The sequence below is a fragment of the bacterium genome, assembly GCA_020440705.1.
GTDB lineage: Bacteria > Krumholzibacteriota > Krumholzibacteriia > LZORAL124-64-63 > LZORAL124-64-63 > JAGRNP01.
In genome coordinates this window covers 1-624 of the sequence record JAGRNP010000294.1, presented here as the reverse complement: position 1 = coordinate 624, position 624 = coordinate 1, and the positions used below count along the sequence as shown (strand labels likewise).

Annotated in this window: 1 protein-coding gene; it reads left to right on the top strand. The window is 58.0% G+C overall.

From position 1 onward, the window contains the following. Positions 1–624, top strand: a 624-nt coding sequence (locus tag KDM41_18455) for an asparagine synthetase B (protein MCB1185407.1), incomplete at both ends; no start/stop codon positions are given.

Genomic DNA, 624 nt, shown 5'->3' with positions numbered 1-624 from the left:
CTGCTTCGGCTATGTGGCCGATATCGAGAAGGAATGCCTGATCCGGGGGGTCCGGTTCGAGGTGATACCGGATGCGAAATACAACGGGATCGTCCGCGAGATCGCTGATCCGGAGGTGAATATGGAGGTGATGAAGCTGGAAACAGCACCCAAGATCGCCGTGTACAGCCCCAAGACCAAGCAGCCCTGGGATGATGCCGTGACCCTGGTGCTGACCTATGCGGAGATCCCCTATACGGTGATCTATGATGAGGAGGTGATGGACGGTGACCTGCCCACCTACGACTGGCTGCACCTGCACCACGAGGATTTCACCGGCCAGTACGGCAAGTTCTGGGCGGCCTACCGCAACCAGGCCTGGTATAATGAACAGGTCCGCGAGGCGGAGGAAATAGCTGCTAAATATGGTTTTTCAAAAGTCAGCCAGCTGAAACTGGCGGTCACCACCCGCATCCGCGATTTCGTGGCGGGAGGCGGGTTTTTATTTGCCATGTGCTCGGCCACTGACTCCTACGACATCGCCCTGGCGGCGGAGGGAGTGGACATCGCCGAGAGTATGTTCGACGGTGATGGCATGGACCCGCAGGCACAGCAGAAGCTGGACTTTTCCAAGACCTTCGCCTT